Origin of the sequence: Priestia sp. 179-F W1.4 NHS (genome assembly GCF_045369295.1) — a bacterium.
In the GTDB taxonomy this organism is placed as follows: Bacteria; Bacillota; Bacilli; order Bacillales; family Bacillaceae_H; genus Priestia; species Priestia zanthoxyli.
In genome coordinates, this window is sequence record NZ_JBIQFF010000001.1 from 635,501 (window position 1) to 662,057 (window position 26,557).

Annotated in this window: 25 protein-coding genes; 24 read left to right on the forward strand and 1 reads right to left on the reverse strand. The window is 40.4% G+C overall.

Annotation, left to right across the window (positions count from 1 at the left end):
• Positions 1-129: 129 nt before the first annotated feature.
• The 17 genes from ACH0CI_RS03270 (at position 130) to spoVM (ending at position 18,002) form a co-directional block, all read left to right on the forward strand.
• Complete coding sequence (locus tag ACH0CI_RS03270; RefSeq protein WP_406900862.1) at positions 130-2,808, forward strand: cation-translocating P-type ATPase; 2,679 nt, start codon at positions 130-132, stop codon at positions 2,806-2,808.
• Positions 2,809-2,961: 153 nt separating this feature from the next.
• Complete coding sequence (locus ACH0CI_RS03275) at positions 2,962-3,837, forward strand: YicC/YloC family endoribonuclease (RefSeq protein WP_098433319.1); 876 nt, start codon at positions 2,962-2,964, stop codon at positions 3,835-3,837.
• 46 nt (positions 3,838-3,883) lie between these two features.
• Positions 3,884-4,144 carry a DUF370 domain-containing protein gene (locus ACH0CI_RS03280; protein WP_013084831.1) on the forward strand — a complete coding sequence of 87 codons (261 nt, stop codon included), beginning with the start codon at positions 3,884-3,886 and terminating at the stop codon, positions 4,142-4,144.
• Between the two features lie 13 nt (positions 4,145-4,157).
• On the forward strand, positions 4,158-4,772 hold the full coding sequence (gene gmk, locus ACH0CI_RS03285) for a guanylate kinase (protein ID WP_013058927.1): 615 nt from the start codon (positions 4,158-4,160) through the stop codon (positions 4,770-4,772).
• A 2-nt stretch (positions 4,773-4,774) separates the two neighbouring features.
• Positions 4,775-4,996: a DNA-directed RNA polymerase subunit omega gene (gene rpoZ, locus ACH0CI_RS03290; protein WP_013058926.1), complete on the forward strand. Its 222-nt coding sequence runs from the start codon at positions 4,775-4,777 to the stop codon at positions 4,994-4,996.
• A gap of 180 nt (positions 4,997-5,176) precedes the next feature.
• The gene (coaBC, locus tag ACH0CI_RS03295) at positions 5,177-6,394 is read left to right on the forward strand and encodes a bifunctional phosphopantothenoylcysteine decarboxylase/phosphopantothenate--cysteine ligase CoaBC (RefSeq protein ID WP_406900863.1); all 1,218 of its coding nucleotides are present in this window, start codon (positions 5,177-5,179) and stop codon (positions 6,392-6,394) included.
• Positions 6,391-8,805: a primosomal protein N' gene (priA, locus tag ACH0CI_RS03300; protein WP_406900864.1), complete on the forward strand. Its 2,415-nt coding sequence runs from the start codon at positions 6,391-6,393 to the stop codon at positions 8,803-8,805. The genes coaBC and priA overlap by 4 nt, the downstream gene beginning before the upstream one ends.
• Positions 8,806-8,875: 70 nt before the next feature.
• Positions 8,876-9,349 carry a peptide deformylase gene (def, locus tag ACH0CI_RS03305; RefSeq protein WP_013084828.1) on the forward strand — a complete coding sequence of 158 codons (474 nt, stop codon included), beginning with the start codon at positions 8,876-8,878 and terminating at the stop codon, positions 9,347-9,349.
• Between the two features lie 10 nt (positions 9,350-9,359).
• Positions 9,360-10,298, forward strand: coding sequence for a methionyl-tRNA formyltransferase (gene fmt / locus ACH0CI_RS03310; RefSeq protein WP_406900865.1), 939 nt, complete (start codon positions 9,360-9,362; stop codon positions 10,296-10,298).
• Entirely contained in the window at positions 10,291-11,631 is a 1,341-nt protein-coding gene (rsmB, locus tag ACH0CI_RS03315) for a 16S rRNA (cytosine(967)-C(5))-methyltransferase RsmB (RefSeq protein ID WP_176343455.1), read from the forward strand. The genes fmt and rsmB overlap by 8 nt, the downstream gene beginning before the upstream one ends.
• A 2-nt stretch (positions 11,632-11,633) precedes the next feature.
• A complete protein-coding gene (rlmN, locus tag ACH0CI_RS03320) occupies positions 11,634-12,725 on the forward strand; it encodes a dual-specificity RNA methyltransferase RlmN (RefSeq protein ID WP_028411453.1) in 1,092 nt (363 codons plus the stop codon).
• Between the two features lie 4 nt (positions 12,726-12,729).
• Positions 12,730-13,473 carry a Stp1/IreP family PP2C-type Ser/Thr phosphatase gene (locus tag ACH0CI_RS03325; protein ID WP_028411452.1) on the forward strand — a complete coding sequence of 248 codons (744 nt, stop codon included), beginning with the start codon at positions 12,730-12,732 and terminating at the stop codon, positions 13,471-13,473.
• Between the two features lie 5 nt (positions 13,474-13,478).
• Positions 13,479-15,524, forward strand: coding sequence for a Stk1 family PASTA domain-containing Ser/Thr kinase (gene pknB, locus ACH0CI_RS03330; protein ID WP_406901370.1), 2,046 nt, complete (start codon positions 13,479-13,481; stop codon positions 15,522-15,524).
• Between the two features lie 13 nt (positions 15,525-15,537).
• A complete protein-coding gene (rsgA, locus tag ACH0CI_RS03335) occupies positions 15,538-16,419 on the forward strand; it encodes a ribosome small subunit-dependent GTPase A (protein ID WP_406900866.1) in 882 nt (293 codons plus the stop codon).
• A gap of 2 nt (positions 16,420-16,421) precedes the next feature.
• Entirely contained in the window at positions 16,422-17,078 is a 657-nt protein-coding gene (rpe, locus tag ACH0CI_RS03340; RefSeq protein ID WP_013058916.1) for a ribulose-phosphate 3-epimerase, read from the forward strand.
• A gap of 116 nt (positions 17,079-17,194) precedes the next feature.
• Positions 17,195-17,842 carry a thiamine diphosphokinase gene (locus tag ACH0CI_RS03345; RefSeq protein ID WP_028411450.1) on the forward strand — a complete coding sequence of 216 codons (648 nt, stop codon included), beginning with the start codon at positions 17,195-17,197 and terminating at the stop codon, positions 17,840-17,842.
• 79 nt (positions 17,843-17,921) lie between these two features.
• Positions 17,922-18,002 (forward strand): stage V sporulation protein SpoVM, encoded by an 81-nt coding sequence (gene spoVM / locus ACH0CI_RS03350; protein ID WP_016765421.1) that lies wholly within the window; start codon positions 17,922-17,924, stop codon positions 18,000-18,002.
• 57 nt (positions 18,003-18,059) lie between these two features.
• Here the strand turns inward: spoVM and rpmB are convergent, their stop codons facing one another.
• Positions 18,060-18,248, reverse strand: coding sequence for a 50S ribosomal protein L28 (rpmB, locus tag ACH0CI_RS03355; protein WP_013058914.1), 189 nt, complete (start codon positions 18,246-18,248; stop codon positions 18,060-18,062).
• A 314-nt stretch (positions 18,249-18,562) separates the two neighbouring features.
• On the opposite strand from rpmB, the gene ACH0CI_RS03360 reads away from it, so the two are divergent.
• The 7 genes from ACH0CI_RS03360 to fapR all read left to right on the forward strand — a co-directional run bounded on the left by ACH0CI_RS03360 (position 18,563) and on the right by fapR (position 26,543).
• Positions 18,563-18,925, forward strand: a complete 363-nt coding sequence (locus ACH0CI_RS03360; protein ID WP_013058913.1) for an Asp23/Gls24 family envelope stress response protein — start codon at positions 18,563-18,565, stop codon at positions 18,923-18,925.
• 16 nt (positions 18,926-18,941) lie between these two features.
• Positions 18,942-20,609, forward strand: coding sequence for a DAK2 domain-containing protein (locus ACH0CI_RS03365; RefSeq protein WP_335706609.1), 1,668 nt, complete (start codon positions 18,942-18,944; stop codon positions 20,607-20,609).
• A gap of 195 nt (positions 20,610-20,804) precedes the next feature.
• The gene (locus tag ACH0CI_RS03370) at positions 20,805-21,833 is read left to right on the forward strand and encodes a PTS sugar transporter subunit IIC (RefSeq protein WP_016765419.1); all 1,029 of its coding nucleotides are present in this window, start codon (positions 20,805-20,807) and stop codon (positions 21,831-21,833) included.
• A gap of 212 nt (positions 21,834-22,045) precedes the next feature.
• Complete coding sequence (sdaAB, locus tag ACH0CI_RS03375; protein ID WP_028411448.1) at positions 22,046-22,708, forward strand: L-serine ammonia-lyase, iron-sulfur-dependent subunit beta; 663 nt, start codon at positions 22,046-22,048, stop codon at positions 22,706-22,708.
• A gap of 79 nt (positions 22,709-22,787) precedes the next feature.
• Positions 22,788-23,675 (forward strand): L-serine ammonia-lyase, iron-sulfur-dependent, subunit alpha, encoded by an 888-nt coding sequence (gene sdaAA / locus ACH0CI_RS03380; RefSeq protein ID WP_013084817.1) that lies wholly within the window; start codon positions 22,788-22,790, stop codon positions 23,673-23,675.
• Entirely contained in the window at positions 23,668-25,716 is a 2,049-nt protein-coding gene (recG, locus tag ACH0CI_RS03385) for an ATP-dependent DNA helicase RecG (RefSeq protein ID WP_033579773.1), read from the forward strand. The genes sdaAA and recG overlap by 8 nt, the downstream gene beginning before the upstream one ends.
• A gap of 263 nt (positions 25,717-25,979) precedes the next feature.
• Complete coding sequence (gene fapR / locus ACH0CI_RS03390; RefSeq protein ID WP_013058909.1) at positions 25,980-26,543, forward strand: transcription factor FapR; 564 nt, start codon at positions 25,980-25,982, stop codon at positions 26,541-26,543.
• The last annotated feature ends 14 nt before the right edge of the window (positions 26,544-26,557 follow it).

Sequence of the window (26,557 nt, forward strand, 5' to 3'; positions counted from 1 at the left end):
CTTAAGTAATTGAAAATTGTCCTATAGAAAAGTATAGCATTTTTTAGGACGAGTCTGAATAAGCATACGATATAAGATTGTAACAATCTAATAGGTGCATTTACAAATAAAAGGGTGTGAAAAGATGCAATGAAATGGTATGAATTAGGTGAAAAAGCAATAGTAGAAGTAACAAAAACAGACAGGCAGCATGGTCTTACACACAAAGAAGTAAAAGCACGTCAGCAGCAACAAGGGTTTAATGAATTGACTGAAGGAGAGAAAAAACCAGCCATTCTTGTGTTTCTAGAGCAGTTTAAAGATTTTATGGTACTGGTTTTACTAGCTGCCACGCTTATTTCAGGGCTTTTAGGAGAATACATCGATGCAATTGCTATCATTGCTATTGTGGTAATTAATGGGTTTCTCGGGTTCTTCCAAGAAAGAAAAGCAGAGAAATCTCTTCATGCATTAAAAGAGCTTTCGGCTCCTCAAGTAGCAGCCATGCGTGAAGGGAAATGGGTTAAGTTACCATCTAAAGAGCTGGTGGTAGGAGACGTTGTAAAGTTTTCGAGCGGAGACCGTATTGGAGCTGACCTTCGGATTATGGAAGCCAAAAGTCTAGAAATTGAAGAATCAGCGCTTACGGGAGAGTCTTTGCCTGTTGGTAAGCAAATAAAAGCATTGTCAGGAGATGAAGTGCCGCTTGGAGATCAGGACAATATGGCGTTTATGGGTACCCTTGTAACCAGAGGAAGCGGAACAGGTATCGTTGTAGGGATTGGAATGAAAACAGCAATGGGGCAAATTGCTGATTTACTTCAAAATGCTGAAGCCATGATTACTCCTCTTCAACGGAAGTTAGAGCAATTGGGCAAAATTTTAATTGTTGTAGCTCTTGCACTTACTGTATTAGTTGTTGGGATTGGTGTGCTGCAAGGGCATGATTTATACAGTATGTTCTTAGCGGGAGTTTCCTTAGCTGTTGCTGCCATACCCGAAGGTCTTCCTGCCATCGTAACCGTGGCGCTATCTCTTGGTGTACAGCGCATGATTAAGCAAAGATCCATTGTTCGCAAACTTCCTGCTGTTGAGACACTAGGATGCGCGTCAGTCATTTGCTCAGACAAAACGGGCACATTAACGCAAAATAAAATGACGGTTACCCACCTCTGGTCGGGAGGAATGACGTGGAGAGTATCAGGGACAGGGTATGAACCTACGGGCGTATTTTCACGAGAGGAAAGAGAAGTTGATACACGGAGTGAAAAACCGCTTCAGCAGCTTTTGGTGTTTGGTCTGCTTTGCAATCAAACGTCCATCTCGAGAAAAGATAAAGAATATGTTATCGACGGGGATCCTACTGAAGCGGCTTTGCTTGTTGCCGCGATGAAAGCGGGGCTGACAAAAGAAAATATTCAAAAGCAGTTTACGATTATTGAAGAGTTTCCATTTGATTCAACGCGTAAAATGATGAGTGTAGTCATTGAAGACGCATCTCATAAACGCTATGTGATAACAAAAGGTGCTCCGGATGTGCTGCTTATAAACAGCAAAAATATTTTGTGGGAAAGCAGACAACAAACGCTGTCGGTAACGGTTCATAATGAAGTAAAAGGAGCGATTGATCAGTTAGCTAGCCAAGCGCTTCGAACCATTGCTATTGCATATCGACCGTTAGGAGAACATGAGAGCGTTCATACAGAGAAGGAAGCAGAAAAAGACCTGACTTTCCTCGGGCTTCAAGGAATGATTGATCCGCCAAGACCAGAGGTCAAGCAAGCGGTCAAAGAATGCCGAGACGCAGGCATCAAAACCGTTATGATTACAGGTGACCACGTTATTACAGCACAGGCGATTGCAAAACAGCTCGGAATTTTACCGAAAAACGGTCAAGTCTTGGAAGGAACGGATTTATCCAAAATGACGCAGGAAGAGCTAGAAGAAGTAGTAGATGATGTTTATGTATATGCAAGGGTATCACCTGAGCATAAGCTTAAAATTGTTAAAGCTCTTCAAGCAAAAGATCACATTGTAGCGATGACGGGCGACGGCGTAAATGACGCACCGGCTATTAAAGCAGCAGACATAGGCATCGCAATGGGCATCACCGGGACAGACGTAGCAAAAGAAGCGTCTTCACTCGTTTTGCTTGATGATAATTTTGCCACTATTAAATCAGCGATCAAAGAAGGGCGAAATATCTATGAAAATATTCGGAAGTTTATCCGTTACTTGCTTGCATCAAATGTAGGAGAAATTTTAGTTATGCTCTTTGCGATGATTTTAGCACTTCCGCTTCCGCTAGTGCCCATTCAGATACTATGGGTAAACTTAGTAACAGACGGTTTGCCTGCGATGGCTCTTGGCTTAGACCAGCCAGAGGACAACGTGATGAAGCGCCATCCAAGGCATCCGCGCGAAGGTATTTTTGCAAGAGGATTAGGATGGAAAGTAGTCAGCCGCGGATTTTTAATTGGAGCTGCTACACTTGCTGCGTTTATGATTGTTTACGACAATGACCCAGATCGGTTGCAGTATGCTCAGACGATTGCATTTGCCACACTTGTCATGGCACAGCTTATTCACGTATTTGACTGCCGAAGTGAAAAATCAATTTTTGATCGGAATCCATTTCAGAACTTATATCTTGTAGGGGCTGTTATTTCATCTATTATCCTTATGCTGGTGGCCATCTACTATCCGCCGCTGCAGCCTATTTTCCATACAATGGCCATTGCACCGCGGGAATGGCTCGTTATTTTAGGACTTGCAAGCCTTCCAACTTTTTTACTTGCCGGTTCACTTTTAACAAGAAAAGCTTCATAAATTGTGCTATACTTTAATACAGGCTGTCCTAAATGAGAAAACTCATGAAGGCAGCCTTTACAGGTTGAATAAAGAAGAGAGATTTCTTTTTTTTGCTAACACTTTCTTTTATGATACTTTTTATGTAAGATGTACATAGTGGATGTGATGATAATGATAAAAAGTATGACTGGTTTTGGCCGCGGAAAAGCGGAAGTGGAAAATCGATCAGTAACAGTGGAAATGAAGTCTGTTAATCATCGTTTTTGTGAAATTGTTATTCGTATGCCAAGACAATTAATTGAAATTGAAGATAAAATAAAAAAAATCGTTCAAACATACATAAAACGTGGTAGAGTAGAAGTATTTGTTACTATTTCAGGTGAAGAAATGGCAAAAAAGAAACTGCAGACGGATTGGCAGCTGCTTGAGGAATACATGAATGCGTTGCAGCAAGTACAAGAAAAGCATGGGCTGCCACAATCTGTTCAAATTCAAGACATTTTACACATGCCTGAAGTAATGACAACTTATGAAGAAGAAGCTGATCAGACGAGTATTCATGGTGCAATCTTTGAAGCCGTTGACGCTGCTGTGCATCAGTTAGTGGATATGCGGAAACGAGAGGGATCAGAGCTGTATCACGATTTGATGGGGTACTTACAGGATATTCAAGACATTCGCGAAAAAATTACACAGCTTGCTCCTGAAGTTGCTGAACAATATCGCGAGCGTATTAAAAGAAAGCTGAGCGATTATTTAGAAGGTGCTTTCGATGAGCAGCGAGTGCTGACTGAAGTAGCTATTTTTGCTGAAAAAGCAGATATTAGCGAAGAACTTACGAGAATTCAAAGTCATGTTTCACAATTTATTCAAGCATTAAATACACCTGATTCAGTAGGACGCAAGCTGGATTTTCTTGTTCAAGAGCTGAATCGTGAAATGAATACAATCGGTGCGAAGGCAAATAATGGTACTATTGCTCAGTATGTTATTAGTATGAAAGCACAATTAGAACGCATAAAAGAGCAGGTTCAAAATATTGAATAGCCTTCGTGTAAGATAAAGATTATATTGGTATAGCGGGAGGCTTCTTATGAGCGGTAAATTAGTGAACGTTGGATTTGGAAATTTTATTTCTTCTAATCGTATAATCTCTGTCGTTCATCCTGAATCAGCTCCAATCAAACGCATTATTCAAGATGCAAAAGATCGAGGCTCTTTAATAGATGCAACGCAAGGACGTAAAACACGATCTGTTATTGTTATGGATAGCGATCATGTTATTTTAGCTCCTGTACAGCCAGAAACTGTGTCACAGCGACTTATAAACAAAGAAGAATTATTAGAAGGGTAGGTCACTTGAACCGATGATTGAAAGAGGTTTATTAATTGTTCTTTCCGGACCATCAGGTGTTGGAAAAGGAACGGTACGAAAAGCATTGTTTGAGCAAGAAGACATTAAATTGCAGTATTCTATCTCTGCAACAACAAGAAAGCCCCGCGAAGGTGAAGTAGACGGTGTTGACTATTTCTTCAAACCACGCGAAGAGTTTGAGCGCATGATTGAAAATAAGAAATTATTAGAGTGGGCTGAATACGTAGGTAACTACTACGGTACCCCGGTTGATTATGTAGAACAAACGTTATCTGAAGGCAAAGACGTATTTCTAGAAATTGAAGTGCAAGGTGCTCTTCAAGTGAAAGAAGCGTTTCCAGAAGGTTTGTTCATCTTCTTGGCACCGCCGAGTTTGTCAGAGCTTAAAAGTCGTATCGTAAACCGCGGTACTGAAACAGAAGATTTAATCAATAACCGTATGCGCGTGGCAAAAGAAGAAATTGAACTTATGGACGCCTACGATTATGTTGTAGAAAATGACAAAGTAGAAAATGCTTGTGCTCGCATCCGTGCTATCGTAACGGCTGAACACTGCCGTCGTGATCGTATTTCTGCGCGCTATAAAAGAATGCTGGAGGTAGAATAAACATGCTTTATCCATCAATTGATTCCCTAATGGAAAAATTAGATTCTAAGTACACGCTTGTGACAGTAGCTGCAAAACGTGCACGTCAATTACAGCTTCACAATGATACGCCGATTGAAAAGCCGGTTTCTTATAAATTTGTAGGCTGTGCTTTAGAAGAAATTAATGCTGAACAATTAAGCTATAAGCAAGGTGTAGCAGAAGAAGATTCTAAACATCAGTAAGTGAAAAAATAACAACCTACTTTATAGGTTGTTATTTTTTTGATGCTTTTGTTTGTATTCAAGCAGGATAGTGAATGTCTCATTACAAAAATGGTATAATAATTAAATTGAAAAGCTTTAGATAGTTACCCGAGTAAACAAGCGGATGCTGGTTGAGCGGGATAAATAGATGGGGGCATAATGATGAAGGGAAAACGAATTTTATTATGTGTTAGCGGCGGGATCGCCGTATATAAAGCCGCAGCTTTAACAAGTAAATTAGTACAAGCAGGAGCGGAAGTTAAAGTAATGATGACTGCTTCGGCATGCGAGTTCGTAACGCCGCTTACGTTTCAAGCTCTGTCTCGAAACCCAGTTTATACAGATACGTTTGATGAAAAAGATCCATCTGTGATTGCACATATTGATTTAGCAGATTGGCCTGATTTAATTTTAGTAGCTCCTGCTACGGCAAATATGATAGGGAAAATAGCAAATGGTCTTGCAGATGATATGATTTCCACAACGCTGCTCGCTGCTACTGCACCTGTGTGGATTGCACCTGCAATGAATGTTCATATGTACGATCATCCAGCTGTTAAAAAAAATATGAGCACTCTTTCATCATTTGGTTACTCTTTTGTAGAGCCTGGAGAAGGGTATTTGGCATGCGGTTATGTAGGAAAAGGCCGTCTTGAAGAGCCAGAAACAATTGTTTCACTAATCGGATCTTATTTCTCACAAGCATCAGATACACAAAAGATCCTTGAAGGTGTGAATGTATTGGTTACAGCAGGACCTACGGTAGAACGCATTGATCCCGTCCGATTTTTCACCAATCGTTCTACCGGGAAAATGGGCTATGCTCTTGCAGAACAAGCTGCTAAGTTAGGTGCATCGGTAACACTTGTAACGGGACCGACGAATTTAGAGTATCCAAAAGGAGTGCAGGTTGTTCAAATTGAAAGTGCGCAGCAGATGCTTGAAGCTGTTATGCAGCGCTATCATGAAGCAGATGTTGTTATCAAATCAGCCGCAGTGGCAGATTACCGACCAAAGCATGTGTTTGATCAAAAGATGAAAAAGCAGCCTGGTGCAGCAGTATTAGAGCTAGAGAGAACAACAGATATTTTACGCACGCTTGGAGAGCAAAAAGAACACCAGCTTTTAGTCGGCTTTGCAGCAGAAACAGAACAAGTGGATGAATATGCACAAAAGAAACTTTTATCTAAAAACTTGGATATGATTGTAGCCAATAACGTAACGACAGAGGGAGCAGGTTTTGGGACGGACACAAATATTGTGACGCTCTATAAGCGAAGCGGAGAGTCTAAAGAACTTCCCATTCTTTCAAAACACGATGTAGCTACCGAGGTGTTAAAAGAAGTGAAGGAAATGTTAGAAGGGCTGAGAAAATGAGTGTAGCTAGTGTAATTGTGGACGTGGCTGCTAAACAAACAGATCGAGCTTTTGACTACGCCATTCCTGACAAATGGAAAGGAATTATTGTTCCGGGTATGCGAGTTGTCGTTCCGTTTGGTCCAAGAAAAGTTCAAGGGTTTGTGGTGGCTCTTAAAGAAGAGGCTGAAGTTAAGCGTGTTAAACCAATCGCTGACTTGCTTGATTTAACGCCGGTTCTGACTCCCGAACTGTTAGAGATTGGGCACTGGCTAACAGAAAAAACGCTTTGTTTTATGATATCGGCTTTTCAAGTCATGCTGCCTGCGGCGATGAAAGCAAAATATGATAAAGAACTGTCACTCCTTTCAAAAGAGGCATACGAACAGCTTCATGAGCAAGTCAAGCCGTTTTTTCAGTCAAGATCCTCGCTGAAGTGGAGTGAAGTGGAAAAAACAGCCGCTGCTACTGCTTTTCACCGTGATATTCAAAAAGGTCTAATTGAAGTCGTCTACGTGGTGAAAAACAAAGGAAACAAAAAAACGGCAAAAGGCGTAAAACTGAATCGAAGCCTTGAAGACATTCAACAGTTTATGAACGAGTTAAATAAGCAGGCAGAAAAGCAAAAGCAAGTGCTGTCTTTTATGCTCGAGCGAAATGAAGAAGTAGCCATAAAAGAAATAGCGGAAGATTTGCAGATTACCTCCGCTCCTATAAAAGCGCTGATTAACAAAGGACTCTTAGCGGAAACGGAAATTGAAATATACCGTGATCCTTATCAAGATCGATACTTTACACCGTCAAAGCCATTTCAATTGACCGATGAACAAGCTGAGGCAATCGCACCGATTCTGCGGGACATCGAAGAAAATCTTCACGATGTGTTTTTAATGTATGGAGTAACGGGAAGCGGAAAAACAGAAGTGTATCTCCAATCAATTGATCAAGTGCTGAAAAAAGGAAAAGAAGCGATTATGCTTGTTCCGGAGATTTCCCTTACCCCTCAGATGGTCAAGCGGTTTAAAGAGCGGTTCGGCTCAAAAGTTGCTGTGCTTCATAGCGGCTTGTCTACTGGAGAAAAATACGATGAATGGCGAAAAATTCAGCGAAAAGAAGTATCCGTTGTGGTAGGGGCCCGCTCTGCTGTATTTGCTCCATTTGAAAATTTAGGCCTTCTTATTATCGATGAAGAACATGAGACGAGTTATAAACAAGAAGAAAACCCCCGTTATCATGCAAAAGATGTAGCCATTTACCGAGGGCAGCATCATCAGTGTCCAGTCATTTTAGGAAGTGCAACACCAACGCTTGAGTCCTTTGCAAGAGCGCAAAAAGGTGTATATAAGCTACTGACGTTAAAGCAAAGAATGAATAAGTCATCGATGCCGTCGGTGGATATTGTTGATATGAGAGAGGAACTTCGCAGCGGCAATCGCTCTATGTTTTCAACTATGCTGTTTGAAAAGATGAAAAACCGTTTGGGAAAAGGAGAGCAAATCGTTTTATTTTTAAATAAAAGAGGCCATTCTTCTTTTGTTATGTGCAGGGACTGCGGTTACGTTCCGACATGTGAGCACTGTGAAATTTCACTAACGTATCACCGCTATCAAAATAAATTAAAATGCCATTACTGCGGACACGAAGAACATGTGCACACTGAGTGCCCGGAATGCCACAGCGAACATATCCGCTTTTTTGGATCTGGTACACAAAAAGTGGAAGAAGAATTAACAAAAGTGCTGCCTGAGGCTAGAGTCGTGCGAATGGATGTTGATACGACAAGCCGAAAAGGCGCGCATGAAAAGCTCCTGAACAAGTTTGCAAGTGGAGAAGCGCAAATTTTACTAGGGACGCAGATGATTGCCAAAGGGCTAGACTTTCCAAACGTCACGCTTGTAGGCGTTTTAACAGCAGATACGATGCTGAATTTACCTGACTTTCGTGCATCTGAAAAAACGTTTCAGCTTTTAACACAAGTAAGCGGAAGAGCAGGACGCCACAAGCTTCCAGGAGAAGTAGTGATTCAAACGTACACGCCTGAGCACTACAGCATTCAACTTGCGAGTCAGCATGATTACGATGCGTTTTATAAGCAGGAGATGGAAATTCGTAAAATGCATAAATATCCGCCTTTCTTTTACTTGGCGCTTGTCACCGTATCTCATGAAAATATTGCAAAAGTGGTGTCTGTTACAGACAAAATTTCGCAGTATCTGGGTCAGAAACTTTCGCCGCAAACAACGATCTTAGGGCCAGTCGCATCTCCCATTGCTAAGATAAAAGATAGATATCGCTATCAATGCATGTTAAAATACAAGCTGGAACCAAGCCTGATTCCGCTGTTGAAATATATATTAGAACGTTATCAAGCGGAAATGCAGAAGGAAAATTTAACGATTACAATTGATTTGAATCCATACTCGATGATGTAACTAGTCGTCTTGATGGCGTTAAAGAAGAAGCTTTTTGGATATAAATAGAAAGAATAAAGGAGGTGCCTATTTGGCTAAGCTTAAGCTTGTTTACCATCCTAATGAAGTACTTGAACAAGAGTGTGAAGTCGTTAAAAACTTTGATAATAAATTAGCGAAATTACTAAACGGCATGTATGATTTAATGCTTGAAGCAGACGGTGTGGGTCTAGCTGCTCCTCAAGTAGGAGTTCTGCAGCAAGTGGCAGTGGTAGACGTGGACGATCGACACGGTAAAATTGAGTTAATTAATCCGGTAATTATTGAGCAACGAGGCGAACAAATCGGTCCAGAAGGCTGCCTAAGTTTTCCGGGCCTTTTTGGTGACGTGGCTCGAGCTGATTATGTGAAAGTACGTGCGCAAAATCGTAAAGGAAAACCTTATTTTATAGAAGCAAAAGGTTTTTTAGCACGAGCCATTCAACATGAAATTGATCACTTACACGGTGTATTGTTCACGGAAAAAGTAACAAAGTATTACGAAGAGGATGAACTAGAAGGGTAGGTTTTACACGATGAAAGTCGTATTTATGGGAACGCCGGATTTTTCAGTGCCGGTTTTACAAACATTACTTAAAGATGGATATGAAGTGGTCGCAGTGGTTACACAGCCGGACCGACCAAAAGGACGCAAGCGCGTATTAACACCTCCTCCTGTAAAAGTTGAGGCGTTAAAACATGAAATACCTGTACTGCAGCCAGAAAAGATTCGTTTAGAAGAAGAATATCAGCAAGTGTTAGCGTATGAGCCTGACCTAATTGTAACAGCGGCTTTTGGTCAAATTTTACCAACTCCTATTTTAGAAGCGCCTAAATACGGCTGTATTAACGTACATGCTTCTCTGTTACCTGAACTGCGCGGAGGCGCGCCGATTCACTATTCAATTCTACAAGGTAAGCCGAAAACTGGTGTTACAATTATGTATATGGTAGAAAAATTAGATGCAGGTGATATCTTAACACAGGTAGAAGTTCCGATTGAAGAACGTGATCACGTGGGCACACTTCACGATAAACTCAGCGCTGCTGGTGCAAAATTGCTTTCAGAAACCATTCCTTCTCTTGTGAAAGGTGAAATTACGCCGGTTAAACAAAACGATGGCGAAGCGACATTTGCTTCTAATATTAAGCGTGAACAAGAGAAAATTGATTGGGCCCGTACAGGAGAAGAAATTTATAATCATATCCGCGGACTTCATCCTTGGCCCGTTGCTTATACAACAGCAGACGGTCAAGTCATGAAAATTTGGTGGGGAGAGAAAGTATCCGCATCAAGCAAACCGGGTACCGTTTTATCACTTGAAGAGGACGGATTTGTAGTAGCAACTGGAAATGAAACAGCTATTAAAGTGACGGAACTTCAGCCGGCTGGAAAAAAACGTATGGATGCAGCGCAGTATTTACGAGGTACATCTGTTGAAGTCGGAACAGTATTAGGGGATGTCAATGAGTAAGTACAACGTTCGAGACATAGCTTTAGATATTTTACTAGCTATTGAAAAAAATCAGGCATTCAGCAATCTATTGTTAAATAACAGTATACAAAAACGTGGTATTCAAGGGAAAGATGCAGGGCTGTTAACGGAAATCGTGTATGGAACGATTCAAAGACGCGATACGTTAGATTACGGGTTAGCCCCTTTCTTGAAAAATCCCAAAAAAATTCAGCCTTGGGTGCGAGTGCTGCTTCGTTTATCTCTTTATCAGATGATGTATTTAGACCGAGTACCTGACCGGGCAATCCTTCATGAAGCAGTAGAAATTGCTAAAAAACGTGGTCACAAAGGAATTGCCTCAATGGTAAACGGCGTTTTACGAAATATTCAGCGCAGCGGCACGCCTTCTTTAGAAGAAATACAAAATCCTGTGGAACGCTTGGCAATTGAAACGAGTCATCCAGTATGGCTTGTAAAACGCTGGGTGGAACAATATGGATTGGACAAAACACGCGGAATCTGTTTAGCTAATTTAATGGCCCCTAAACAAACAATCCGAGTAAACAGTGCACGCTTTACGCAAAATGAAGTAAAAGAAGCGCTAGAAAAAGAAGGTATTGTTGTAGAACCAGGCCATTTTGTAGAAGAAGCGCTAGAAGTTCAAAAAGGAAATGCAGCTCATACACAAGCATTTCGTGAAGGAATGTTTACCGTTCAAGATGAAAGCTCTATGTTAGTAGCTCATGCACTAGGTGCAGAAGCAGAAGAGCTGATTTTAGATAGCTGTGCTGCACCGGGAGGAAAATCAACTCATATTGCAGAGCAGCTTAAAAACAGTGGTAGAGTTATTTCCTTGGACATTCATGACCATAAAGTAAAGCTGATTGCCCAGCAGGCAGAGCGTCTGCATCTTACCAATATTGAGCCAACGGTTCAAGACAGCCGCAAAGCCGGTGAACAGTTTGATAAAGAAATGTTTGACCGCATTTTAGTAGATGCCCCGTGCTCAGGTTTTGGTGTGATGAGACGTAAACCTGATTTGAAATATACAAAAACTGAGCAGGATGTAAAGCAGCTGGCGCGTATTCAACAAGATATTTTAAATGCGGTTGCGCCTTTATTAAAAAAAGGTGGGACCCTCGTATATAGTACATGTACAATTGATCGGGATGAAAATGGGGATGTTGTAGCAGCATTTTTAGCAGATCATGCTGATTTTCAAAAAGACGAAACGCTTGCTGCACGCATGCCGCAAAGACTTAAACAAAACGTAAAACATGGTGAAATTCAATTGTTGCCAGATGCACAAAGCGATGGATTTTATATTGCATGTTTACAGAAGAAGGTGTAAAAATGGAAGAAGTAGCTAAAAGAAAAGCAAAAGCAGAAGAAAAAACGCAAAAACCATCTATTTATTCATTAGAAATGCACGACCTAGAAAATTGGTTAGTGGAACATGGTGATAAGAAGTTCCGTGCTAAACAAATTTTTGACTGGTTATATGTTAAACGCGTAACGGACTTTGACGATATGTCAAACTTATCTAAAGGATTACGTGAACAATTAAAAGACAAATTTGCATTAACGACATTAAAAACAGTTGTTCAGCAAACGTCTGGAGACGGCACGATGAAGTTTTTATTCGAACTCCATGACGGTTATACGATTGAAACGGTGCTTATGCGTCATGAATACGGAAATTCTGTCTGCGTAACAACTCAAGTTGGCTGTCGCATCGGCTGTACGTTCTGTGCGTCTACTCTTGGAGGTTTAAAGCGTAACTTAGAAGCTGGAGAAATCGTAGCGCAAGTAGTAAAAGTACAAAAAGCGCTAGATGAACAAGGAGAACGCGTGAGCTCTGTCGTAATTATGGGTATTGGGGAGCCATTTGATAACTATGATGAAATGATGCGCTTCTTAAAAACAATTAACAGTGATGATGGATTAAATATTGGTGCACGTCATATCACAGTATCGACAAGTGGAATCATTCCAAAAATCTATAAATTTGCTGATGAAAAAATGCAAATCAATTTTGCGATTTCACTTCACGCTCCAAACAATGACATCCGCTCACGCTTAATGCCGATTAACCGCGCGTATAAACTTCCTGATTTAATGGAAGCCATTAAATATTATACGGATAAAACGGGAAGACGTATTAGCTTTGAGTATGGTCTATTCGGAGGAGTAAACGATCAAGTAGAGCATGCGGAGGAATTAGCGGATTTGATTAAAGACGTTAAATGTCACGTGAACTTGATTCCGGTAAACTATGTGCCTGAGCGTGATTATGTTCGTACACCGCGTGAACAGATTTTTGCATTTGAACGTACGCTTAAAAAGCGTGGCGTTAACGTGACTATTCGACGTGAGCAAGGTCATGACATCGATGCAGCTTGTGGCCAATTACGTGCGAAGGAGCGTAAAGAAGAGACGAGGTGATTGTATGGCAACTGTCTTCATGACAGACCGAGGGAGAGTTAGACAACACAATGAAGATAACGGAGGGGTATTTTTGAACCAACATAATCAGCTGCTTGCAATTGTGGCTGATGGTATGGGAGGTCATCGAGCTGGCGACATCGCCAGTGAGATGGCGGTTCAAAAATTGCAAATAGCGTGGGAAGAAGCGAACAAAGTAACGTCTCCTGATGAGGCGACGCAGTGGATTCGTACGCATGTTTCGCAAATTAATCAAGATATTTATCGGTATGCTCAGGAGCATGAAGAGTGTAAAGGCATGGGTACGACAGTTGTACTTGCTTTATGCGCCGATACGTTTTGTGCGATTGGTAATATAGGAGACAGCAGGTGCTATATTTCCAATGAATATGGATTTCAACAAGTAACAGAAGATCATTCTCTTGTGAATGAACTCGTAAAAAATGGTCAAATCACAAAAGAAGATGCTGAACATCATCCGCGAAAAAATATCTTATTGCGAGCACTAGGTACCGAAGAAAATGTTAGTTTAGATGTAAAAACAATTGAAGTGGAAAAAGAAGATCGATTATTATTATGTTCAGATGGACTGACAAATAAGGTAACGGAACAAAAGCTGAACGAAACGTTATCAACAAGTTCATCACTTCACGAAAAGGGTACGAGCCTGATTCAATTAGCAAATGAGCTTGGTGGAGAAGACAATATTACACTTGCAATTGTGGACTTTACATCTGAAAGTGGGTGAGAGTGTTGCTAATAGGTAGACGGCTAAACGACCGTTATAAGGTATTGCAAGTAATTGGTGGAGGCGGAATGGCAAACGTCTATTTAGGTCGCGACATGATTTTGGATCGTGATGTGGCAATTAAAGTGCTTCGTTTAGACTTTGCAAGTGACGATGCGTTTATAAAGCGTTTCCATCGAGAAGCTCAATCTGCTACGAGTATTGCTCATCCTAATATTGTCAGCATTTATGATGTTGGAGAAGAAGAAGATATTTACTATATCATCATGGAATATGTACCGGGTATGACATTAAAGCAATACATTCTGCAAGAATCACCATTATCTCTTGATAAAGCCATACATATTATGACGCAGATTACATCAGCTATTGCCCATGCTCATCAGTACGGAATTATTCACCGGGATATTAAGCCTCAAAATATTTTAATTGATCATGATGATACCATTAAAGTTACTGACTTCGGCATTGCCGTAGCACTAAGTTCTACAACCATTACGCATACTAATTCTGTTTTGGGATCTGTTCATTATTTATCTCCTGAACAGGCAAGGGGAGGGCTTGCGAATAAGCGTTCTGATATTTATTCGCTTGGCATCGTCCTATTTGAATTGCTAACGGGTCGAGTCCCTTTTTCTGGGGAATCGGCTGTGTCAATTGCATTAAAACATTTACAGACAGAAACACCTTCTCCAAAAAGGTGGAATCCATCTATCCCTCAAAGCGTGGAGAATGTTGTATTAAAAGCAACAACTAAAGATCCATTTTACCGATACAGTTCCGTCGAAGAACTCGAAGCGGATTTACAGTCTGCTGTTCATCCAAATCGTTATAATGAACAAAGATTTACGGTGCCTGATGATGAAGAAGTGACAAAAGCCATTCCCGTTATTAAGGAGGATTTTGTTGAATCCGAAGAAACGCACGTACCTGTGAGAAAACCACCTCACTTAGAGCGCGAAGAACAAGAAGAAGAAGAAGTAAAGCCGAAGAAAAAAAAGAAGAAAAAGAAAAAAGGCAAAAGCAAGCTGATTGTAACGCTTGTTTTAATTTTTTTGCTGCTGGCAGCTGCTAGCGTAGCCGCCGTTACATTCATTCCGGCTTTATTACTGCCAAAAGACGTAAAGGTTCCTGATTTACATAATCAAGATTATGAATCAGCTGTAACCGATTTAGTTTCTTTAGGCTTTAAAGTGAAGAATCCTAAAGATATATCTGATAATAAGGTGGAAGAAGGCGACGTGGTTAAAACGATGCCAGAAGCGGGAGACGTGATCAAAGAAGGCTCTAACGTCATTATTTATCGAAGTACAGGAAAGAAAAAAGAAGCATTTAACCGGTACATTGGAAGAAGCTTTACGGAAGTAAAAAGTCTGTTAGAAAAGCAGAATTATAAAGATATCCAATCCATCGAAGTTGAAAGCACAGAACCAAAAGGCAATATTACAGATCAGACGCCTAAAGAAACCGAACAAGTCGTGCCGGAAGATACAACGGTTACTCTATGGGTAAGTAAAGGTCCGCCGAAGATTGCATTAAAGGATTTCTCGGGCTGGACGGAAAAAAGCGTAAAAGATTATGCATCAGATGAAAATATTGAAGTGGACGTAAAAACAGCGTATTCCGACACTGTTGAAAAAGGTCTTGTGATGTCTCAAAAGCCTGCAGCAGAGCAGAGTATTGAGCAAGGTGATAAGCTCACCATTACGGTCTCAATGGGCAAAGAGCCAAAAGCTCCTCAAACGGTGTCAGTGGATGTTACCATTCCGTATAAAGAAGAGGCTGACACCGAAGCAAGCACGGAACAAGGCGACGCAACGGAAACAAGCGATGCCACTGAAACAGAAGAGGAAAAGCCAAAGCCGCAAAAAGTACAAATTTATATCGAAGATGCAGATAACGATATGTCGGTTCCTGCTAAAGAACTAACGATTACTGAAACAACAAAAGAATCATTCGATGTTTTAGTTGATGAAAATGAAAAAGCGTCTTATAAAATTGTCCGAGACGGGGAAGTTATTGAAGAAAAAGACGTTGAATATCCAGAGTGATAGGAGTGAGGTTATGCCAGAAGGAAGAATTATTAAATCCCTTAGCGGATTTTATTATGTTCTTCATGACGGACAAGTAACGCAATGTCGAGGACGAGGTGTTTTTCGTAAAAAGAAGGTAACGCCTTTAGTCGGTGACAATGTAGTATTTCAGGCGGAAAATAAGCTTGAAGGATATATACTTGAAATTAAAGAACGTAAAAATGAATTAGTTCGTCCCCCAATTTCAAATGTTGATCAGGCGCTGCTTGTTTTTTCAGCGATTGAACCTGATTTTAGTACAATGCTTCTTGACCGATTTTTAGTGTTAGTGGAGTCTAATCATATTGAACCTATTATTTGTATTTCAAAAGTAGATCTTTTATCACAGCAGCAAAAGCAAGAAATCGAGCAATATGCCGAAGAATATCGTAAAATAGGATATGAGGTCATTTTAACGTCGACAGTCACAGAAAAAGGCATGGAACGAATTCAGCCGTTATTTGAAGATCGCGTAACGGTTATTGCTGGACAGTCAGGTGTAGGTAAATCTTCACTGCTAAATACGCTTAAACCAGAGCTTGAGTTAAAGACAAATGATATTTCAATGTCACTTGGAAGAGGAAAGCATACAACACGTCATGTAGAACTGATTTCGTTTGGTGAAGGTTTAGTAGCTGATACGCCAGGCTTTAGCTCACTGGAATTTTTAACGTTAGAAGTAGAAGAGTTGACCGATTGTTTTCCTGAAATGTCGCGTTTGAGTGAACAGTGTAAATTTCGAGGTTGTTTGCATGTGAAAGAACCAAAATGTGCGGTGAAAGAAGCATACGAACAAAAAGAAATTCCGAGTTATCGCTACGAACATTACTTGCAATTTATTGAGGAAATTAAGCAAAGAAAGCCGAGGTATTAAAAATGACAAAAATCGCACCTTCCATTTTATCTGCCAATTTTTCAAAGCTTGCTGAAGAAATTCGTGAAGTTGAAGCAGGTGGAGCAGACTACATCCATATAGACGTCATGGATGGCCATTTTGTTCCTAATATTACAATTGGACCGCTTATCGTTGAGGCTGTACGCCCTGTCACAACACTGCCATTAGATGTGCATTTAATGATTGAAAACCCAGATCAATACGTTCCAATGTTTGCAAAGGCGGGTGCTGATATTTTAACGGTACATGCTGAAGCGTGTACTCATTTGCACCGCACCATTCAATTAATCAAAGAGCACGGCATGAAAGCAGGCGTTGCTTTAAATCCTGCAACGCCAATTGACGTGGTAAAGCATATCTTAGAAGATATCGATCTTATTTTATTAATGACGGTGAACCCAGGCTTTGGAGGACAAAACTTCATTCCAAGTGTACTGCCGAAAATCGAGCAAATCTCTCAGCTTATTGAAATCCGTCACCTTTCTATTGAAGTAGAGGTTGATGGAGGAATTAATGAAGAAACAGCAAGAAAATGTGTAGAAGCAGGAGCAAATGTCTTAGTGGCTGGCTCAGCTATTTATAATCAAGAAGATCGAGCTGGCGCAATCAGCCAAATTCGCACAACTGTTCAAGCGTAAGTAATAAAAGCTGCTGTGTACAACGGGTAGAACTTGTACACAGCAGCTTTTTCTTTTAGGATAAAGAAAACATATTTATTTCGTTCATTTTTTAATAGAAAAGGAGCATATACATAATGAAAATTCATATTCTAGCAGGGGGACCGGATGAACATATGCCACTCCTGCACCAATCAAATGATGTAAAGTGGGTAGGAGTAGACCGGGGCGTATTCCTGCTTCTTCAACAAGACATTTTGCCCGTGAAAGCATTCGGAGATTTTGATTCCATTACAAATGCGCAGCTTAAGCGAGTGAGAGAAGCATTACAAGATGTTGAATTGTATCCTGCGGAAAAAGATGCAACTGATTTGGAACTTGCTTTTGAGTGGGCAATAGAGCAAAAACCGGACAGTATTTGTATCTTTGGAGCAACAGGTGGAAGACTTGACCACATGTTTGGAAGCATTCAGCTCCTGTACAAAGGCTTAAAAAAGAAAGCGAATGTACAAATGATTGACAATCAAAATATCATTCAATTGTTTGAACCAGGCACTTATCATGTTGATCGTTTAAAGGAGTTTCACTATATTTCATTCGTTCCTTTTGCAGGCGGTGTAAAAGAGCTTACGCTAGAAGGTTTCAAATATCCTCTCAATAAGCATGAAGTAGAACTCGGCTCAACTTTATGTATTAGCAATGAACTTATTCAACAAAGAGGTACTTTTTCATTTACAAAAGGCATATTAATGATGGTAAGAAGCAATGATAAACGTTGCTTGTGATGAAGTATGGAAAATGAGAGCAGGACATAGGGCTTTCTTTAAAAGGAGATAAAGTGTGGAGACGGTTAGGAGGGACAGTATGAAATTCTATACAATCAAACTTCCAAAGTTTTTAGGTGGGATCGTAAAGGTCATGCTTAATTCGTTTAAAAAAGATTAACAACGCCGGAATAATAAAAGAAGCACCATAAAATATGGTGCTTTTTCATTATAAAGATTAAACGCGTTGAACTTTACCAGACTTAAGGGCTCTAGCTGAAACGTACACACGTTTTGGTTTACCGTTCACTAAGATACGTACTTTTTGAACGTTAGCACCCCATTTACGCTTAGTAGCGTTCATTGCGTGAGAACGTGCGTTACCTGAACGAGCTTTTCTACCAGTTACTACACATTTGCGTGCCATGATTTTCCCTCCTAACACCAAAAAAACTACTCAATTCTGTTTTGAGAAATACTATATTAATTTATCACAGCCTTAAAGAGAATGCAATAGTTCTGGAGAAAAGCTTTCAAGAAATTTTCCTTGACATATAAAATGAATCTATGTTCAATAATATAGAGAGTAGGAATAGGTATAACTTGGGCAATTACTTATTTTAAGACAAGTTGATACCCAATACTCTCATCTTTAAAAGGGACAAGCTGGACGCCTCTTTTAAAACGAGATTGATTATAGTAGAATATTTATAACCTATGAAAGTAGAAAGGGGAACGAGTATGTCCATCGAAATGAAAACGAAGTATGGTCAAATTGATATTTCTACAGATGTAATTGCAACAATTGCTGGAGGAGCAGCTGTTGATTGTTACGGGATTGTCGGAATGGCTTCAAAAAATCAGCTTAAAGATGGTCTTACAGAAATTCTTCGCAAAGAAAACTTTACACGAGGTATTGTGGTAAGACAAGAAGAGGATGACGTACATATCGACATGTACATTATCGTAAGCTATGGAACAAAAATTTCTGAAATTGCTCATAATGTGCAAACAAAAGTAAAATACACGCTGGAACAAACGGTTGGTCTAACGGTTGATTCAGTAAATATTTATGTGCAGGGTGTTCGTGTAACGAACGTTTAATTAAGGAGGAAGATTCGTGTCAATGACAACGTTGGACGGAAAGCGGTTTAGAGAAATGGTGCTTCAAGGAGCCCAGCATCTATCTAACAATGCAGATTACGTGGATGCGCTGAACGTTTTTCCTGTACCAGATGGTGATACTGGAACAAATATGAACTTATCGATTACGTCTGGTGCTAAAGAAGTGAAAAATAAACTATCTGATCACATCGGTCAAGTGAGTCAAGCTTTGTCTAAGGGCTTATTGATGGGCGCGCGCGGTAATTCAGGAGTTATTTTATCTCAAATATTCCGCGGTTTTGCGAAATCGGTTGAGCAAAAGTCAGCGATTACAACAGTTGAGTTTGCTGAAGCTCTTGAGCTTGGTGTAGAAACTGCTTATAAAGCTGTTATGAAACCAATCGAAGGAACCATTTTAACAGTAGCTAAGGATACTGCTAAAAAAGCAGCGGCTGTTGCTAAAAAGCAATCTGATATGATTCTGTTCATGGAAGAAGTACTTAAGGAAGCTAATGCTTCGTTAAATCGCACGCCAGATCTTTTACCCGTGTTAAAAGAAGTAGGCGTAGTGGATAGCGGAGGTCAAGGGCTTGTTTTAATTTATGAAGGGTTTTTAGCTGAATTAAAAGGTGAAAAACTTCCGGGTGTACCCATGTCAGCTCCTTCGATGAATGAACTTGTAAATGCTGAGCATCATAAGCATGCGCAAAGCCATATGAATACAGAAGATATTGAATTTGGCTATTGTACAGAATTTATGGTAAGGCTGGAAGAGGATAAGCCCGCAGCTAAAACATTTTCTGAAGAAACGTTTCGCCAAGATTTAAGTAAATGGGGCGACTCGTTGCTTGTAGTATCTGATGATGAAATTGTGAAAGTTCATATTCACGCCGAGCATCCTGGAGAAGTGTTAAACTACGGGCAGCAATATGGAAGTTTAATTAAAATGAAGATTGAAAACATGAGAGAACAGCATAGCAGCATTGTTTCAGATGAAGAAAAGCCTGCAGTAAAAAAGGCTGAAAAACAGCCCTTTGGCATTGTTACTGTATCAATGGGAAAAGGAATTGCTGAATTGTTCAAGAGCCTTGGGGCAACGGTTGTCATTGAAGGCGGACAAACAATGAATCCAAGTACGGAGGATATTGTCAAAGCGATTGAAGAAACAAATGCAGAACAGGTACTTATTTTACCTAATAACGGAAATATTGTAATGGCTGCTAACCAAGCGGCTGCTGTTGCGGGCAGTCACGTTTCGGTTGTCCCGTCTAAAACGGTTCCTCAAGGAATGACAGCGCTGCTATCATTTAATCCTCAGCAAAGCTTAAAAGAAAACGAGGAAGCAATGACAGAAGCTCTGCAGCACGTAAAAACAGGGCAAGTAACGTATGCAGTTCGCGATACAAATATTGATGGTCTTGAATTAGCTAAAGGCGATTTTATGGGTATTGCCGAAAAGAAAATCGTCGTAAAAGATTCAGAGAAATTAGAAGCAGCGAAAAAGCTATTGACTTATATGATTGATGACGAAGCGGAAATCCTTACGATTCTTCAAGGAGAGGATGTCTCAGACGATGAAGCTGAAGCGCTAACATCGTTTGTAGAAGAAACGTTTGAAGAAGTTGAGGTAGAGCTTCATAAAGGAGATCAACCTTTATATTCTTACATTTTTGCAATTGAATAACAAAAAAAGAAGCACTCCTCTCAAGGGGCGCTTCTTTTTTGTGTTTTTTAAGTTAAATACGAACTATTTTATTTTTACATGTTGTAATCGTTCGGTATATTAGGTATATTAGTTGAAAAGAACCCGTTTGTATGGTAGTTTTGAAAACTGATTGAGTCAAATGTGAAAGAAAACAGCATGAGAGGAGAGGCAACAGTGGATATTTTAAAAGGAACAGGTTTATTGTTATTAGTTTTATTTTTATTTTGGTTGTTTAGCAACAAGGCACCTTATGGCATGAAAGCGATGGGGGCTCTGGCAAGCGGAGCGGTGGCTGCGTTTCTCGTAGAGGCCTTTCAGTCATATGTAGGAGGAGATTTACTAGGTATTTCATTCTTAGGTGAAGTTGGAAAGGCTGCAGGAGGAATGGGAGGAGTTGCAGCAGCTGCACTAGTTGCTTTGGCGTTAGGAGTATCTCCTGTATATGCTCTTATGATGGGCGTGGTGTGTTCAGGACTAGGCTTGCTCCCTGGATTTTTTGCGGGATACCTCATGGCATTTGTAGTGAAATTTATTGAGAAAAAGGCACCTGCTGGTCTAGACTTATTAGGCAATATCTTAATTGCAGCACCTTTAACAAGATTAATTGGTAATGCATTCTCACCTATTGTAGATGCGACGCTTTTAAATATTGGAGGAATTATTAAAGATACAACAAGTGCTAGCCCTATTTTGATGGGAATTATTTTAGGGGGAGTTATTACAGTAGTAGCAACGGCTCCGCTTAGCTCAATGGCTTTAACGGCTATGCTAGGGTTAACGGGATTGCCTATGGCGATTGGAGCTCTTGCTGTGTTTGGTTCTTCTTTCATGAACTATGTGCTGTTTGATCGATTAAAAATTGGGGATCGTCGTACAACCATTTCAGTTGCAGTTGAACCTTTAACACAAGCGAATATTATTTCAGCCAATCCAATTCCTATTTACATTACCAACTTTGTTGGAGGGGCACTAGCGGGTGTAGTTGTGGCTCTGTTCGGATTAGTAAATGATGCTGCAGGCACGGCAACGCCAATCGCAGGACTTGCAGTGATGTTTGGGTTTAATGACCCTATGAAGGTCACAATTTGTGCAGTACTTTGTGCACTAGCGGGAGCATTAGCTGGGTTTATAGGTTCAGTTGTTTTTAAAAACTTTAAAATTAAAACAGTAGACGATGTAGCTTCAGAGCAAGAAGCAGCGTAAGTAATTCATCTTTTCCTGCATAACATAGCAAAAAAAGCGGTGTGCTTATCCTATTTTTATGGATAAATACACCGCTTTTTTTGTGCGTGAATCTCTAATAAAAATGAGAATTTTTAAATTTTTTAAGAGCGTGAAACAAAGCTTCCAAAAAGTCAAAAGCTCAAGTAACATATAAGTAATAACAATGTCTAAATAGCAGGGGGAAAATCCTTATGAAATATAAATCTGTCTTTGATATTATTGGTCCGGTAATGATTGGACCATCTAGTTCACATACGGCTGGTGCAGCGCGTATTGGACGCGTTGCCCGAACACTCTTTGGTAAGCAGCCCACAAAAGTTGTGGTTTCATTGTACGGTTCTTTTGCTCAAACGTATAAAGGGCACGGAACAGACGTAGCGTTGATTGGCGGTATTTTAGATTTTGATACATTTGATCAGCGTATTCCGGAGTCTTTGGACTTGGCTAAAAAAGAAGGAATTGACGTCACATTTGTTGAGGAAGCGGCAATCACCGACCATCCGAATACTGCTCGCATCAAAATGAGCGACGGATTAAAGGAAATTGAAGTTGTTGGAATTTCAATTGGTGGAGGAAAAATTCAAATTACGGAGCTTAACGGATTTGAATTAAATTTATCAGGCATGAATCCAGCTATTCTCGTTGTGCATAATGATCGATTTGGTGCCATTGCGACCGTTACAAATATTTTGATGAAACATTCAATTAATATCGGACATATGGAAGTATCTCGCAAAGAGCGCGGCGAAGTAGCGCTTATGGCAATTGAAATGGATACGAATATTGAAGATGATGTAATTGAAGAGTTAAAAACATTGCCTCACATTATTCAAGTAACAAGAATGGTTGAATAGGAAAGGCCTGGGAGAATAAATCGAATAATTATATATGGTTCTAAAGTGAAAATAAGACAGAATAATAGCGGAGGTTACTATGTTTCGAAATGTAGCAGAACTAGTAGAATTAGCAGAAAGTCAAAATGTAAAAATTGCAGAGATTATGATTCAACAGGAAATAGATATCACGGGAGTTACTCGTGAAGAAATCATGGAAAAAATGGACCGGAACTTAACGGTTATGGAAGAAGCGGTTGAACGCGGTTTAAAAGGGGTACAGTCTGTTACAGGTTTAACAGGCGGGGATGCAGTGCTGCTTCAAAACTATATTCAAAGCGGAAAATCTTTATCTGGAAATTTAATTTTAGATGCAGTTAGCAAAGCTGTAGCGACAAACGAAGTAAATGCGGCAATGGGTACAATCTGTGCAACGCCTACTGCTGGATCTGCAGGGGTAGTGCCAGGAACGCTGTTTGCAGTGCAACATAAGCTAAATCCCACTCGTAAAGAAATGATTGAATTTTTATTTACATCAGGTGCTTTTGGGTTTGTTGTAGCCAATAATGCGTCTATTTCAGGAGCAGCAGGCGGATGTCAAGCAGAAGTTGGTTCAGCTTCAGGTATGGCAGCTGCAGCGATCGTTGAAATGGCAGGAGGTACACCTAGTCAGGCAGCTGAAGCAATGGCAATTACTCTCAAAAATATGCTAGGATTAGTATGTGACCCAGTAGCGGGGCTAGTAGAAGTTCCATGTGTGAAACGAAACGCAATGGGAGCGGCGAATGCAATGATTGCAGCAGATATGGCCTTAGCAGGCATTACAAGTCGTATTCCATGTGATGAAGTCATTGATGCTATGTATAAAATTGGTCAAACAATGCCGGTTGCATTACGAGAAACTGCACAAGGAGGCTTAGCGGCAACACCAACAGGTCGCGAGCTTGAAGCGAAGATCTTTGGTATTGCATTAAATAAAAGTGAATGAACTAACAACTATTTCAATTAAAACCATTAAAGGTATTGGAGATGAAACAGCACAAGCATTAGAGGATATGCATATTCACAGTGTGCATGACTTGTTAGAACATTTCCCATACCGCTATGAAGATTATGAGTTAAAAGATTTGGCTGAAGCAAAGCACGACGAAAAGGTCACCGTAGAAGGAAAGGTTCACAGCGTCCCCTCGCTTACGTATTACGGCAAAAAACGTTCGCGCCTTACGTTTCGGCTGCTAGTAAACCGCTATTTGATTACGGTTACTTGTTTTAATCGCCCTTACTATAAATCAAAGTTAGAAATCGATCAAACTGTTACGGTTACAGGGAAATGGGATCAGCATCGGCAAACGATTAACTTGCAGGAGCTTCAATTTTCTCCGTTTGTTAAAAATCAAACGATTGAGCCTGTTTACTCAGTTAAAGGCAGCTTAACGGTCAAAGGAATGCGGAAGTTCGTCTCTCTTGCGTTGAAGAATTATGGGAGCAGCATTCAGGATATGCTCCCGGCCTCTATTCGTTCTAGGTACAAACTAGTAACGCGTGAAGAAGCGGTTAGAAGTATTCACTTACCTCGTGATCATGAAGATTTAAAACAAGCGAGACGTCGGTTTGTCTATGAAGAATTTCTACTTTTTCAATTAAAAATGCAGGCGCTGAGAAAGCGCGAAAGAGAAGAAACGCCTGGAATGAAGCAAGCATTTGATTCAACTGAGCTGGTAAACTTCACGAACTTGCTGCCGTTTCCGTTAACAAGCGCTCAAAAACGTGTAGTAAACGAAATTACGCACGATATGAAATCGCCTTATCGCATGAATCGCTTGCTGCAAGGTGATGTAGGGTCAGGTAAAACAGTCGTAGCAGCGGTTGCTTTATACGCCACTGTTTTAGCGGGACATCAAGGTGCTTTAATGGTACCGACTGAAATTTTAGCTGAACAGCATGCAGAGTCATTAACTGCGATGCTTGAAAAGGTAGGCATCAGCGTAGGCTTGCTAACAGGGTCTGTTAAAGGAAAAGCAAGAAGAGAGCTGCTTCAGCGAGTGAGAGACGGAGATGTTCATGTATTAGTAGGTACACATGCCTTAATTCAAGACGAAGTTATATATAATAGTTTAGGGCTCGTCATTACGGATGAACAGCACCGCTTTGGAGTTGGACAGCGCCGGGTTTTACGTGAAAAAGGAGAAAGTCCGGATGTACTGTTTATGACGGCGACTCCTATTCCAAGAACCCTTGCTATTACGGTGTTTGGAGAAATGGATGTGTCCATTATCGATGAAATGCCAGCAGGACGTAAGGCTATTGAAACGTACTGGGTAAAACATGATATGCTTGAACGTATTTTACATTTCGTTGAAAAAGAAATACACGATGGCAGACAAGCTTATGTTATTTGTCCGTTGATTGAAGAATCGGACAAGCTGGATGTTCAAAATGCAATTGATGTGCATGCAACACTCACTCACTATTTTAATGGAAAAGCAAGCGTTGGTCTCATGCACGGAAGATTGTCACCTGATGAAAAAGAAGAAGTGATGAAACAGTTTAGCGTAAATGACGTGCAGATTTTAGTATCAACAACGGTTGTAGAAGTAGGAGTGAACGTTCCGAATGCAACCGTAATGGTCATTTATGATGCAGAGCGCTTTGGGTTATCTCAGCTTCATCAGCTAAGAGGACGCGTAGGACGAGGAGATGCACAGTCATATTGTATTCTACTCGCGGATCCGAAATCAGAAGTTGGAAAAGAACGAATGACCATTATGACGGAAACAAACGATGGATTTGTATTATCAGAAAGAGACTTAGAGCTTCGTGGGCCTGGTGATTTCTTTGGTAGAAAACAAAGCGGGATGCCTGAGTTTAAAGTAGCAGATATGGTGCACGATTACCGTGCGCTTGAAGTAGCTCGAGAAGATGCTGCTAAGCTTGTAAATTCCGACAGTTTTTGGACAGAAGAGCAGTTTGCGCTGCTGAGAATACAATTAGAAGCAACGGGCGTATTAACTGGAGAAAAATTTGATTAGTAAAAGAGGCTGAAAGTAGTTTAGTTGAAGGGAAATCCGAACGATGAATCGAGATTCTTGATGAAGAATCCAACTCGTTCGGATTTTTTCATTGGCAGGGTGAACGTCGGTTTCATGTATGTAGATACTTTTAGCGGCTGTTAATAGTCATGAATATCCATAGTGTGATGCACAGAATACAGCATGTGAAAAATGTTGCAATTAGAAGGCAATGATTATATACTGCTATTAGTACCTAGTATTAAAAGTTCGGATGGTGGACAATGAAGCGCAGTAAAAAAGAAAGACAGCAGCTATTAAAAACGACAATTGAAGAAAACCCATTTATTACGGATGAAGAACTAGCAGACCGTTTTTCAGTGAGCGTTCAAACAATTCGATTAGACCGCCTAGAGTTGTCGATTCCTGAACTGCGAGAACGTATTAAGCATGTAGCTTCAAAACAACTAGACGAGGAAGTGCGTTCGCTTCCGATTGAAGAAGTAATTGGAGAAGTTATCGACATTGAACTAGATCAATCAGCGATATCTATTTTTGATGTGAAAACAGAGCATGTGTTTCAGCGTAATCAAATTGCTCGTGGTCACCACCTTTTTGCGCAAGCTAATTCGTTAGCTGTCGCTGTTATTAACAACGAACTAGCGCTCACAGCAGATGCGTCGATCCGTTATCATCGCCCTGTTAAGCTTCATGAACGAGTGATAGCAAAAGCGAAAGTTCTGTCAACTAGTGAAGTGCGAACCACCGTTGAGGTAAACAGCTATGTAGGGCAAGAGCAAGTGTTCTCTGGCACTTTTAAAATGTATCGTTCTACAAAGGATAAATAATAAAAAGGATGAGA